Source organism: Alcaligenes sp. CHO6, assembly GCF_037120595.1.
In the GTDB taxonomy this organism is placed as follows: Bacteria; Pseudomonadota; Gammaproteobacteria; order Burkholderiales; family Burkholderiaceae_B; genus Alcaligenes; species Alcaligenes ammonioxydans.
In genome coordinates this window covers 236229-248637 of the sequence record NZ_JBANCI010000002.1, presented here as the reverse complement: position 1 = coordinate 248637, position 12409 = coordinate 236229, and the positions used below count along the sequence as shown (strand labels likewise).

The 12409-nt window shown below is 57.5% G+C and carries 7 protein-coding genes and 1 tRNA gene; 4 read left to right on the top strand and 4 right to left on the bottom strand.

Annotation, left to right across the window (positions count from 1 at the left end; all coding sequences use genetic code 11):
- Window positions 1–49: 49 nt before the first annotated feature.
- Both V6936_RS09110 and V6936_RS09105 read right to left on the bottom strand, forming a co-directional pair.
- On the bottom strand, window positions 50–1939 hold the full coding sequence (locus V6936_RS09110) for an LTA synthase family protein (protein WP_336579763.1): 1890 nt from the start codon (window positions 1937–1939) through the stop codon (window positions 50–52).
- 243 nt (window positions 1940–2182) lie between these two features.
- Window positions 2183–5740 (bottom strand): indolepyruvate ferredoxin oxidoreductase family protein, encoded by a 3558-nt coding sequence (locus tag V6936_RS09105; protein ID WP_336579762.1) that lies wholly within the window; start codon window positions 5738–5740, stop codon window positions 2183–2185.
- Between the two features lie 127 nt (window positions 5741–5867).
- Between V6936_RS09105 and V6936_RS09100 the strand changes: the two genes are divergently transcribed.
- A complete protein-coding gene (locus tag V6936_RS09100; protein WP_202801533.1) occupies window positions 5868–6821 on the top strand; it encodes a LysR family transcriptional regulator in 954 nt (317 codons plus the stop codon).
- 6 nt (window positions 6822–6827) lie between these two features.
- Here V6936_RS09100 and V6936_RS09095 read toward each other — a convergent pair whose 3' ends face one another.
- Window positions 6828–8069: a phospholipase A gene (locus tag V6936_RS09095; protein WP_336579761.1), complete on the bottom strand. Its 1242-nt coding sequence runs from the start codon at window positions 8067–8069 to the stop codon at window positions 6828–6830.
- A 327-nt stretch (window positions 8070–8396) separates the two neighbouring features.
- On the opposite strand from V6936_RS09095, the gene V6936_RS09090 reads away from it, so the two are divergent.
- From V6936_RS09090 to V6936_RS09080, 3 genes are all read left to right on the top strand, one after another.
- Window positions 8397–8473: transfer RNA gene (locus tag V6936_RS09090), tRNA-Arg, on the top strand.
- Between the two features lie 336 nt (window positions 8474–8809).
- On the top strand, window positions 8810–9118 hold the full coding sequence (locus tag V6936_RS09085; RefSeq protein ID WP_003802727.1) for a DUF485 domain-containing protein: 309 nt from the start codon (window positions 8810–8812) through the stop codon (window positions 9116–9118).
- Complete coding sequence (locus V6936_RS09080) at window positions 9115–10833, top strand: cation acetate symporter (protein WP_003802726.1); 1719 nt, start codon at window positions 9115–9117, stop codon at window positions 10831–10833. Before V6936_RS09085 ends, V6936_RS09080 begins: the two co-directional genes overlap by 4 nt.
- Before the next feature lie 457 nt (window positions 10834–11290).
- Here V6936_RS09080 and paaX read toward each other — a convergent pair whose 3' ends face one another.
- The gene (gene paaX, locus V6936_RS09075; protein WP_003802725.1) at window positions 11291–12250 is read right to left on the bottom strand and encodes a phenylacetic acid degradation operon negative regulatory protein PaaX; all 960 of its coding nucleotides are present in this window, start codon (window positions 12248–12250) and stop codon (window positions 11291–11293) included.
- Window positions 12251–12409: the final 159 nt, after the last annotated feature.

The window sequence follows — 12409 nt, the reverse complement described above, 5'->3', positions numbered from 1 at the left end:
AGAATGATAGAACGAATAGCGGAGACGGTCAAGCCCCTGCTGGCAATTTTCAGCGTTTTTGCAGATGGGGCAAGGTGTAGGCCTGGGCGTGATACGCCCAACTGGGCCACAGCACATGGGCCAGGGCTTCTCGGGCCAATGTCTCATCAATCTGTTCCAGCGCTTCGTACTTGTCGGGTGCAGTATAGCGATATTGGCAAGGAGGCAGATGGGGCATCAGCACGGTCAGAATGTCGCCTTTCAGATAGCCGTAATTCTCGAAGTACTGCATCATGGCCCGGTCGCACTCTTGACGGGTCAGGTCGCGTCCGATCATGGGGTGCTCACTGTCAATGCCCATCAAAGACAGCAGGGTGGGAGCCAGATCGATCTGGCTGATAATGCGTTCGTCCTGGCGCTGGGGAACGCCGCCACCCAGAATCAGGGCAGGAATATGAAAATGACGCAAAGGCACCAGGTTGGCGCCGCCTACGCGAGAGTCATGATCGGCAACAATGAGAAATACCGTATCGTCCCAATAGTCTGATTCGCGCGCCTTGTTAAAGAAGTCGCCAATGGCCCAGTCGGCGTACCTTACGGTATTTTCGACGGTCGCGGGATCTCCCTCTACCGGAAAGCGCCCCGCGGGGTATTCCCAAGGTGAGTGGTTGCTGACGGAAAAGGCCAGTGTCAAGGTAGGCTGCTCCTTGTCCTGACTGAGCAGCTCGTGCAGCTTGTTGAACATGTCCTCGTCGCTGGCGCCCCAGGTGCCTACAAACTCAGGAGACTCGAAGCTGGATTGCTCATACAGCTCATCAAAGCCGTTACCCAGAAAAAAGCTCTTCATATTGTCGAAGTGAGCTTCGCCACCATAGATGAAGCGCGAGCGGTAGTTGTGTTCCTTGAGCAATTGGGCCAAGGTAAAAAAGCGGGTTTGCGAGCCGGGCAGGCGTAAGACCGCATCGGCCACCGTAGGGGGGAAACCGGCTGACACGGCTTCCAGGCCGCGTACTGAGCGAGTCCCGGTGGCATAGGCACGTCGAAAGTTCCAGCCCGTTTGTGCCAGCTTGTCTAGTTCGGGCGTCAGATTGGCCCCGCCCAGATTGCCGACATACTGGGCTCCAAGGCTTTCCTCCACAATCAGGACCAGATTAGGTTTGCGTGCGCGGGTTTGGCTGGGCGTTTGACGATGCAGCGTGGGCAGGTTCTCGGGGCCGACCGGCAAGGCAGCCGCATCACACACGATCTGGTTGATTTCTGCTGGGTCCATGCCGCCGTAAATATCCTCGGCAGAACGCTCGTTTTTCATGCTGTAGATAGCGTAGGCCACGTTGTACAGCGAATTGAGTGGCAGCGTGTTGAGCATGCTGTCGCTGCTCCAGGCTACCGAGGAAGGGTTGATGGGGCGGTGTGCCAAGGTACCGCGTATGGCCAGCGCGCACAGGGCGGCTCCCACCAGCATCCAGATGGGGCGCAGCCACCAGCTCATTACCGGATCGGGGGAGACCTGTCCAAAGATGGCCCAGCCTGAACACACAATCAGGCCCAGTCCTATCAGGGCGATGCCGATCATCAGTCGGTAGCCTTTCCACAGCATGCCCACCACTTCCTGCGGGTGCTTCAGATAGTCCACATACAGCCGGTTGGGGCGTGTGTCGTACTCAATGATGAACTGGGGCGTGGACACTTCCAGCAAGGTCAACAGGAACCAGGCGAAGGTAAACCAGACGGCGGCGACCGTCGTCATGAGCGGATAGTGTCCCACCCAGGGGGCCAGCAAGACCACGGGGGCGCTCAGGGCGGCAATCATCAGGGCATCAATGCGCAGGCCGCCAATCAGGATAGGCAGCAGGCCACCGGCTTGGCGTACACGTGGCCATTGCCACAATGCGAAGGCCAGCCGAAAGGCGGTCAGCAAGATCAGGGCTGAGGGAACAAATACATAAACTAGATGGCGCATAAGAGTGGGGTCCTGAATCGACCTGAGAGCCACAGGTGGCGGCACGGGCATCGAATTGCACGATTGTATGTCAGTTTGCCAGGCAAGCCATGGGGTGGCGGGGCTTCATACCCTTAACGGCAGGGGACGGTGCCTGTGTGACTGGGGCGTGCCAGACAAAAAAAAGCAGCTCGCCGGAACGGACAAGCTGCTGTCAAGGAGGAGACAAGAGAGCCGGCCCCGCGCTCAGGGCCGGCTGCGGGTTCAGGCGACGCGCTGGCTAGGTTCCGTACGCGCACGGAACTGGCTGCGCTGTTGTTCGCGCAAGGCGTAGGCTTTCACCTGGCCCGCATCCTTGACATGACCATAGCCTCGGATCAGGTCGGGATAGTTGAGCCAGCGCAGAGCCACTTCCAGATTGTCTGCATCCAGGTGCGCACTGACCTCATTCAGGTCGGCCAGATAGTCCTGAATGTTTTGGCGCTCCTGACGACGCTCCTGGGTATAGCCAAATACATCCAGCGCGGTTCCCCGTAAACCTCGCAAACTGGCCAGAATCTTGAACAAGTGGCGGGTTGACGGGCCAAACTTGCTTTTGACGGGCTGGCCCTGACTGTTTTTGCGCCCCAGCAGCGGAGGGGCCAGATGGTACTGAATCTGGTAGTCCTTGCCGGGTTCACCTGCAAATTGCGCTCGCAGCTTGTCCAGAAAGGCCGGGTCGGTGTAGAGACGGGCCACTTCGTACTCGTCCTTGTAGCTCATCAGCTTGGCCAGTTGCGTGGCCGCGATACGCGTCAGCGGCAGTGTCTTGTCCTGGTCCAGACGCGACTCGCGTTCCATGATCGGCTTGATGGCGTCGCGATAACGTTGGGCCCAGGCCGGGTTCTGGTAGGCGCTCAGATGCGCTTCCATGCGCTTGATCAATGCCTGCACGCTCTCGGGAAAGGTGACCGCGCGGGCTTTGGGCGTGGCCCCTTCCATCAAGGTTTCTATGCCTTTTTCTGCAGCAAGACGACCCCATTGGAATGCTTCGCGGTTGGCTTTGACGGCCACTCCGTTCAGTTCGATCGCGCGTAGCAGACTGTCCATGTGTAGTGGAATCCAGCCGCGCTGAAAGGCATAACCCAGCAAGATCGGGTTGGCATACAGGGCGTCTCCCATGACATGTACCGCCAGGGCGTTGGCGTCCAGATAGCGGATGTCTTTGCCTACGGCGTTCTCAATGTCCGTGCAGGCGGTTTGCAATGGAAACTTCCAGTGTGCATTGCCGATCAGATCCGAGGTCGGGCTGGCCGCCGTATTGATAATGGTGTGCGTGCGGTCGCGGCTGACCCGACTCAGGACGTCGGTAGAGGCGCTGACCAGAGCATCACTGCCAATTAGCAAGGACGCCTCGCCGGTTGGAACACGGGTGGCATGCAGTTGATCGGGGCGGCGCGCAATTTGCACATGGCTCAGGACGGCACCGCCTTTTTGCGCCAGACCTGCCATATCCAGAACGCTGACCCCTTTTTGTTCGATATGTGCAGCCATGCCCAGCAAGCCACCGACAGTCACCACCCCGGTGCCGCCAATGCCAGCGATCAAGATGCCGTAGGTTCTGTCCAGGTCAGGCAGTTTGGGTAACGGCAGGTCCGCCAGATTGAAGGACTCCAGGGAACGACCCTGGGCCTCGGGTTTGCGCACTTGCGCCCCTTTCAGCGTGACAAAGCTGGGGCAAAAACCGTTGACGCACGAAAAGTCCTTGTTGCAGGAAGACTGGTTGATACGACGCTTGGAACCCAGAGGGGTGTCCAGAGGTTCGACAGACAGGCAGTTGGATTTGACCGAGCAGTCACCGCAGCCCTCACAGACCGTGTCATTGATAAAGGCCCGCAAGGCCGGGTCCGGGTACGTTCCCTTTTTGCGGCGACGGCGCTTTTCGGTCGCGCAGGTCTGGTCATAGACCAAAATAGTGGTACCCGGTATTTCGCGCAGTTCGCGTTGGACGCGGTCCAGTTCATCGCGGTGATAAACCGGCGGATTGCCCGCCAGAGTGACGCCCTTGAATTTTTCGGGCTCATCGGTCACCACGACAATTTTGCGCGCGCCCTCGGCATGTACCTGGGCGATGACGTCTGTGACCTTCAAAATGCCATCGACAGGTTGACCGCCCGTCATGGCCACTGCGTCGTTGTACAGAATCTTGTAAGTGATATTGGAGTTGGCGGCGATGGAGGCGCGAATAGCCAGGATGCCGGAATGAAAATAGGTGCCGTCGCCCAGATTGGCGAAAACGTGCTTTTCGTCTGTAAAGGGTTGCTGGCCAATCCACGCGACCCCTTCACCTCCCATATGACTGAAAGTGGACGTGCTGCGATCCATCCAGACGGTCATGTAGTGGCAGCCAATACCGGCCATGGCGCGGGAGCCTTCGGGCACGCGCGTGGAGGTGTTGTGCGGACAACCCGAACAGAACCAGGGTTTGCGCTCGACACTGACGCGGGGCATGCGGGCCTCGCGGTCCTTGGCATCCAGAATCGCCAGGCGGGCTTGAATGCGGGCACGCAATTCCTCGGAAATATCCATGGTGCAGAGCCGACGGGCAATAGCGCGCGCAATAATCGCCGGAGACAGTTCGCCTTGCGGGGGCAGCAGCCAGGGGGAGCGCGATAGCGACCACTCGCCGCCGCCGTGTTCGGTCTCGTCAAACTTGCCGTAGACCTTAGGGCGTACATCATCGCGCCAGTTGTACAGTTCTTCTTTCAGGGCGTATTCCAGGATCTGGCGTTTTTCTTCTACCACCAGAATTTCGGTCAGACCTGTTGCGAACTGGCGAGCATCCTGGCCGTCCAGAGGCCAGATACAGCCTACTTTGAACAGCCGGATACCCAGCTCGGCACACAGCTCGTCAGACAGGCCCAGATCGGCCAGGGCCTGCCGCGTATCCAGGTAAGCTTTGCCGGCAGTCATGATGCCAAAACGGGCGTCGGGCGAATCAATCTCGACGCGGTTCAGCTTGTTGGCGCGCACATACGCCAACGCGGCGTACCACTTGTGATTCATCATGCGGGCTTCTTGTGCCAGCGGTGGGTCTGGCCAGCGGATATTCAGGCCGTCGGCGGGCATGTCCTCGATTTCGGGCAGGATAATGTTCAGGCTGTCCGGGTCCAGATCCACCGAGGCATTGGATTCCACTACTTCGGTGACACACTTCAAGGCAACCCACAGGCCCGAGAAGCGGCTCATGGCCCAGCCGTGCTGGCCAAAATCCAGATATTCCTGCACGTTGGCCGGGTATAGCACCGGGATGCCTGCCGCGGCGAAAACGTGATCGGACTGATGGGCCACCGTGGAGGATTTGGCGCCGTGGTCATCGCCGGCCAGTACCAGTACTCCGCCGTAGCGTGAGCTGCCTGCCGAATTGGCGTGTTTGAAGACATCCATGGAGCGGTCCACGCCTGGGCCCTTGCCATACCACATGGCAAAGGTGCCATCGAAGCGGGCGCTGGGATACAGATTGGTCTGCTGGCTACCCCAGACAGCAGTAGCGGCCAGATCTTCGTTCAGACCGGGCTTGAACACGATGTCGTGTTCCTTGAGATGTTTGCTGGCCTGCCATAAAGCTTGGTCTACGCTCCCTAATGGGGAGCCCCGGTAACCAGAGATAAAGCCGGCCGTGTTCAGGCCTGCGCGCCGGTCACGCTCTTTTTGCAGCATGGGCAGGCGCACCAGAGCTTGGGTTCCGCTCATATAGGCGCGCCCCTTGGTGACGGTGTATTTGTCATCCAGGGACACGGATTCCAACATGGCCTTGTAAGGTTTGTGGAGAGGGGCATTCATGAGTTTGTCTCCTGCAGGAAGAAAGGTTTTCGTGCAAGTTGTTTTAGTTTGTGCTTTAGTCTAGGGCAGCTTTTTGTTATCGTAAAATCAAATTTACGAGTACCTGATATCTGAAAAACGGATGGCTATGAAACACGAAGTGACCTTGCGGCAGTTTCGTTATTTCATTGCGGCCGCTGTCAGCGGACAGTTCTCCGCGGCCGCTCAGGCCGAGAATGTCTCGCAGTCGGCGATCAGCAATGCAGTCCAGAGCCTGGAGCGGCAGTTGAATGTGGCGCTCTTTGAGCGTTTGCCGCACGGTGTGGAGCTGACTCCGCAAGGGCAGGCGTTTTTTCATCATGCCCATCATGTGATTGATGCCGTCAGTGATGCGCTGAATCACGCCGATTTGCGGCGTCAAAATATTGAAGGACAGATTCGGGTGGCGGCTGGCTACACGGTTCTGGGCTATTTTCTGCCTGACCTTATCAGTCGCTTCAAACATAGCTACCCCAATATCGATATCGAGCTGGTGGACATGGAGCGTCCCGAAATGGAAGCGGCCTTGCAAAGCGAGCGCATCGATCTGGGGGTAGCGATCTTGTCCAATATCAGTGATCTGGCCATGTACGGGCATCATCGACTGAGCAGCTCCCGTCGTCGTTTATGGGTGTCGGACCAGCATGCCCTGGCCAATGAGTCCAGTGTGTCCTTGGCGCAAATCAACCACTACCCTTATATTTTTCTGACTGTGGACGATGCGGATGCGGCCGCCAGGCGTCATTGGGGCAGCCCAGGCTTTCCGGAGCGTGTCGCCATGCGCACGCGCTCTTTGGAAGCCGTGCGGGGGCTGGTGGCTTATGGTTTCGGGGTGACGATTTTGTCGGATATGGTCTATCGTCCCTGGTCACTGGAGGGCAAGCGCATCCAGGCCATCGGCATTCACGATCCGGTGGAGTCTGTGGAGGTAGGCTTGTTGTGGCCGAAAGAGCGGGAGCCCGAAGGACTGGTCGCCTTGTTTCAGCGCTTTCTGATTCAGGCCTGTGACCACGATATGGCCCGCGCCGGCATGGGGAGCCGACGCGGTGGGGGACTGCTGTAAGGGATCTTAGGGTACCAGAGCCAGACCGATGCGAAATTGTGAAGAGCGGTCACGGTAGCCCAGCATGGTTTCTGCATAGCCAGAGAAGTATTGGCCGTAGATATAACCGTTCATGTTCAAGGGGGTACGGTTCAGTGGCCAGGCGATCGAGAACTCATGTGTATTGCGGCTGCCAGCCCCTTTGTTGTACATGCCCGACAAAACCAGCCCGTTGTCCTGAGCGTAGCGCAGCTTCCAGTCATAGCGACCCCGATAGTGCGCCCAGTCGGCGTTCTCGCCCATGAACACATAGTGTTTGATACGGGGGGCAAACGTCAGGGTGGCACCGTGGTCAAAGCGGTAATTGAACTCAGGCTGGATAAAGACCTCGTTCATGGAGCGGGAATCGTCGCCTGACTTGCCGTTGGAGGAGTGCTCATACCCGCTTGCCAGGCCCATGAACAGGCGTTTTTGCTCGGACTCCCAGATGGAGTCTTTACGCCAGAACAGGCTGGGGCGGTAGGTGGTGTCGACAAAGGGCTTGGAGTCGGCATGCAAATCCCACAACGCGGTTTGGGTATAACCAATATAGAAGTGGTCGTAGAATTTGGGGTTGCTCGGGTCTTGGGGCGAGTGCAGGCGGTATTTGAAGCTTAGCTGGAAGCGGGCATTGTTGCCGCCTTTGTTGCCGACAATAAAATAGGTCGGGTCATGGGCCGAGATGGCATTGCTGAAGTTTTCAAAGCTGGAGTTGGCAGGTTTGAGCCCTTGTCCGCTGATGATGGCGGGCCCTTCGGGCTGAGCGCCCGCAGCGACGGCCTGAGCGTAGGGCAGGGCAGGATCGACGACTCGTGGGTCGTTTCCGGCGCCTGCATTCACGACCGCGCCATTGGCTGGCTGCGAGGTAATCGGGCTGCGGGCCTGCGGATTGGTGTCCAGAGCCAGCATCACGCGCTCACCTTCAATATTCACTGCTTGCAGGCCCGTCAGCCCATTGGGGACCACGGCGCGCCAACTGTAAGCGGTGAAGTTGTTGGTGGGGATGGAGGCTCGGGGGCGGGCATTGACCAGTTCAGCCAGACTGCGGATCACGTTACCCTTACCGTCGCGCCACTGCAAAACCAGGTTGCGTGGGGCGGTCCAGGTCATCAGACTGCCTGTGTCGTTGTAGACGATGGCGTCAATATTGACGCTTTCGCCCGAACTGGCCTGCACTTGGCGCAACTGGTAGGTAATACCTGCCTGTGCGGTATTCAGAATTGTGCTCAAGATAAAAAGAGGGGCCGATAGTATTAAAGAGTGCTTGCTTAGTTTCTTTGTGGTCGGCATGAAAAAGAGTCCAGGAAAACGGGTTAATCCGTACACGACTGTACCATTTAGGATTAAAAATACTACTTATAATTGTTTTTCTTACAGTATTGACACTCTGATGAGCTTGCGGCTTATCTAAAACCGCTTTTCAGGCTAAAATACTCGATTGTCTTTTGTAGCCGCTATTTTCTCAACAATAGGGCTGAAATAAATTCTTGTTCATACAGGACTTTTATTTCGAGACAGTGCATCGCCTGATCGTGTGGGTGATGCCGCCATCACCTGGCGGGTGTAGCTCAGTTGGATAGAGCACAGGCCTTCTAAGCCTGGGGCCGGGGGTTCGAACCCCTCCACCCGCGCCAACCTTACCCTTTTCCGTGCACACTTTGTCCCTTTCCGGTCTGGATCGGGGGCTTGTGGCTGCTCGTGTCAACGGGGTCGTTATTTTCTCCAACCCCATGTTGCATAAGGAATATGACCGACTTTATGGCGGTTTTTTCTGGAGGGCATTTAGTCTGTCCTAGGCATAACCCTGAGGAGACGCAGTTAGTAAGTATGGTGTAAGTGTCGAGCTCTAATGTTCACCGCATAGACGTCGGCAGGCGTCTTCATAACGCCGTTTTCAGCCTGTGAGGGCTGGGCCGGTTCAATAAGATACGCCAGCGAACAAGGCGTTCAGAACAATGCGGAGACAAACTATGCAAGACCCCCTTGTAGGTCGGATTACGGCCAATCCTCGCTATCAAAAACTGGTCAAGACCCGGCTGCGGCTGGGCTGGATACTCACCATCGTCATGCTGGTGGCTTACTACAGCTATATCGGCATTATTGCGTTCGACAAGGAGCTGTTTGCCACACGCTTGGGTGAGGGCGTCATGACCCTGGGCATTCCTATCGGTTTTGGCGTGATTGTGTTGGCAATTGTGATTACGGGCATTTATGTCTGGCGCGCCAATACCAAATTCGACCAGATGGCCAAGGAAGTGCTTGAGGAGGTGCGTAAATGAAGCGTTCCTATCTTCGTTCCGGCCTGGCTCTGGGGCTGTTGCTGGCCAGTCCTGCCTTGTGGGCAGCGGGTGGCGATCTGGGCGAGCTGCAAAAGCAGGCGACCAACTGGACGGCCATCGGTATGTTCGCCGTCTTTGTGCTGGCGACGCTGTGGATTACCAAATGGGCGGCAGCGCGCACCAAGTCGGTCTCGGACTTTTATACGGCGGGCGGCGGCATCACCGGCTTTCAAAACGGACTGGCCATTGCCGGTGACTATATGTCCGCGGCGTCCTTTCTGGGTATTTCCGCTGCGGTGATGATCAATGGCTATGATGGCCTGATCTATTCCATCGGTTTTCTGGTGGGCTGGCCCATCATCACATTCTTGCTGGCAGAAAAGCTGCGTAATCTGGGTAAATTCACCTTTGCAGACGTGGCAGCCTATCGTTTCCGCCAAGGCCCCATTCGTGCCTTTGCGGCGTCCGGCACGCTGGTGGTGGTGCTCTTTTACCTGATTGCCCAGATGGTGGGTGCAGGCCAGTTGATCAAACTGCTGTTTGGTCTGGAATATTGGGTTGCCGTGGTGCTGGTGGGTGTGCTGATGATGGTTTACGTGCTATTTGGCGGCATGACGGCCACCACCTGGGTACAGATCATCAAGGCGGGCCTGCTGCTGTTTGGCGCCTCTTTTATGGCCATCATGGTGCTGGCGCAATATGGTTTCTCGCCAGAAAAGCTGTTTGCCGCGGCGGTTCAGGTCAAGACCGAGGCCGCGCTTGCTGCCGGCAAGGATGCTGCTCAGGCGGCGACCATCGGCCAGGCCATCATGGGCCCGGGCAATTTCATCAAGGACCCGATCAGCGCGATTTCCTTTGGTATGGCCCTGATGTTCGGTACGGCAGGCCTGCCGCACATTCTGATGCGCTTTTTTACGGTGCCTGATGCTAAGGAAGCACGTAAATCCGTGTTCTGGGCAACCACCTGGATCGGCTACTTTTACATCCTGACCTTCATCATTGGCTTTGGCGCAATCGTGCTGGTGTCGACCAACCCCCGTTTCCTGGAAGTGGGCGGCGACCTGATTGGTGGCTCCAATATGGCTGCTGTGCACCTGGCAGATGCGGTCGGTGGCGATGTATTCCTGGGCTTTATGTCGGCCGTCGCCTTTGCCACGATTCTGGCCGTAGTGGCGGGCTTGACCCTGTCGGGTACGTCGGCTGTGTCGCATGATCTGTATTCCACGCTGATCAAGAAAGGCGAAGCCAGCAATGAGGAAGTCATGCGCGTGTCTCGTGCAACCACCCTGGCACTGGGGGTGATTGCGGTGTTGTTGGGCATTATTTTCGAGAAACAGAACATTGCTTTCATGGTGTCACTGGCCTTTGCGATTGCCGCCTCGGCCAACTTCCCGGTCTTGTTCCTGTCCATTTTGTGGAAAGGATGTACGACACGTGGCGCCACGATAGGTGGGTTCCTGGGCCTGGTCGTGGCCCTAGTGCTGACGTTGCTCTCCCCCTCGGTATGGGAAGCCACTTTGGGCAATCCTGCCGGCTCCGCGCCCTTCCCATACGCGTCGGCAGCGTTGTTCTCCATGCCATTGGCCTTCCTGGCAATCTGGTTCTTCTCGATCACTGATCGTAGTCCGCGTGCCGAGATTGACCGTGCTGGTTTCGAGGGGCAGTCCGTGCGTTCCGAAACGGGTGTGGGAGCAGAAGCGGCTTCTGCGCATTAAACCTTCCTGCCAGACCGGGCTGAATGCCTGTGTCTGGCGGCCTTAGCTGGTTTTGTGGGTGTAAGAAAAACCGGTAGGTGAACGACACCTCAAAGGTTGGCGACCTGTCCAACTTTTGGGGTGTTTTTTGTTCGATGTGCGATGCACGCGTCAAGTCGGGCGCGGTAAAGCGCTATTGAAGCGACTGGGCGATGACTGAACGCAATGCGGCCCTGGCGATACGATTGCAACCATGCGGGTCCCAAGCTCAAGCCTCGATCCCAAGCCCAACCGACGACACCCAAACCCAGAACCCGACGCAAAGACCTGGGCTGTGCGTCATGTCACGGCAAGGCCCTTGACGCTGAGTTTGATTTGAGCCGCACAACCTGATGCGGGCTGCTCCGTGATGGCAATCACAGCCGCCCGTTTTTTTCCGCCTCAATGCCTGGGCCGTGCGCCGGACCAAGTCTTGAGTTCAGCTCTGGGTTTCGCAGGGGACAGGCAGGCCGTCAAAGCGTTCGTAGAAGTAGGCGGCGGCCTCGGGCGCCTGCTCATCCTCGGCACGCAAGGTAGACAGGATATAGCGTTCTGCCTTGCCGCAGACCTGACGATATACATCCCGGCACAGCTCGTAAGCCTGTTTTCCTGCCCAGCCTGTCGGCAACAGTTCGATGGGCAACTGGGGGTCGTGCAGTTGGATGCGACGGAACTCGTGAATCAAGAGCGTGCGAATGACAAATGCCAACTGGTCATCGTAGGGGTGGCCGGCGTCCAGCATGTTCAGGGCAGGCGCGAAACGTTGTATGAACTGCCCATAGCCGCTGGCAACCTGCGCCAGATCCCAGCTGTCTTGAATAAGTTGCGACAGAGGGCGCGTCTGAGGCAGTTGCGAGGGTTCCAACTTGGCCACATAGACTTGCGACTGGGCCTGGGTGGCCTGCAGGATGTAATCCAGAATCGTGTGATCGGGGTTGGGGTGCAGGAAAGCGGTGGGTGATAAGGCGCAAAAACCTTCCCACAGCAGCTCCTTGCGCAGGTCCGCCCGCTGCTTGGAGTTCATCATCAGGCTGGGCATGCTAAAGACCAGCGTCCATTGGCCATCCCACGCCAGATAGGTTGGGGTGTAAATGCGTTGATACGCATGCTCAAAGCGCTGGCTGGCTTCGGGCCGCAAGGTGTACTGGCTGCGCCGCCCTTCACGTTGCGCGCTCAGCCAGCCCTCCTCGGCCAGTCTGTACACGCTGGTGCGTACCAGCCGGTCGCTGATCCCAAAGGGCGCCAGCAACTGGATCAGGCTGCCCAGCCAGAGTTTGCCGCCATGCGGGCGAATCACATCGCCAAACAGGGTCATGACCAGGGACTTGGCACGCGGAGGGCGGTTTTCCAGATGGTGGGCGGCCCAGTGGGCCAGGTCGGAATAAGAAAGCTCGGACATTGTTTTTTTAAAGGCGCTCAAGGCTGTGTGAGAGCGGCACGCCTGTCTGTGTTGACCGGTTAAGCGCTTGATTATAAAGGGTGGGTGTACAAGCGCACTGAAAGATTATGCCAGCCAGGGGCTTTCTTGATCTTTGCAGCAGTTTTGCATGCACGTACC